Origin of the sequence: Proteus sp. fly-1008 (assembly GCF_040140305.1) — a bacterium.
GTDB classification, from domain to species: Bacteria; Pseudomonadota; Gammaproteobacteria; order Enterobacterales; family Enterobacteriaceae; genus Proteus; species Proteus vulgaris_B.
This window is the reverse complement of sequence record NZ_JBEEWH010000053.1, coordinates 1-716: the sequence shown is the minus strand read 5'-3', so window position 1 is coordinate 716 and position 716 is coordinate 1. Positions and strand designations below refer to the sequence as shown.

The 716-nt window shown below is 39.9% G+C and carries 1 protein-coding gene; it reads left to right on the top strand.

Annotated elements, in window-relative coordinates; translation table 11 throughout:
• On the top strand, nucleotides 1-545 hold a 545-nt coding region (locus tag ABN256_RS19125; protein ID WP_349439940.1), incomplete at its 5' end, for a phage baseplate protein.
• Nucleotides 546-716: the final 171 nt, after the last annotated feature.

Sequence of the window (716 nt, the reverse complement as noted above, 5' to 3'; positions counted from 1 at the left end):
TCGCTGATAACGTGATATCACTCCAGTATGAAAACAAAAGCCGTGTTGTAAATGCGCCTATCGAAAGAGGCACATTTGCCAGTTACAACAAAATAAGTGATCCGTGGAAAGCAACTGTACAAATGAGCAAAGGTAGCGGTGGTGCTTTAGAGCGTGGTGCTTTTTTGGCTCAACTTGAAATTCTATCTAAAAGCACATTGCGATTTATCGTTATCACGCCTGAGTTTGTCTACAAGTTTGCAAATATCGTCGGGTATGACCTAGCGCGTGAGGCTAAAGACGGGGCGACACTTATTAAAGTAAACGTACATCTTGAAGAAATTCGAGAGGTCACAGTTAGCTATGCAGAGGAAGAAGTCACCAAACCAGATGATTCAAAGGTGAAAGATACTGGAGATCAGACTCAAAAGGTGGAGTCTCAGGGAATATTCGCTTGGGATGATGAGATAAATGAAATACAAAACCTTTTGAATATAGGTCAAAAATCAATAGATTCACTGGGAAAATTTCTCAAGTTTGCGCAAGGACAAATATCTGGAGGGTAAATGCTATTTGAAATAAAACTATCGCCCACGCCAAACCAATCAACCTCATTCACTATCAATAACACACTTTACGAACTCACGTTAGAAACCAGAATTGAAAACCTATTTGCCACAGTAAAACGAGATGGTGAATATCTGGTGTGTAATCGCATTTGTCGAAACCTTACTTAC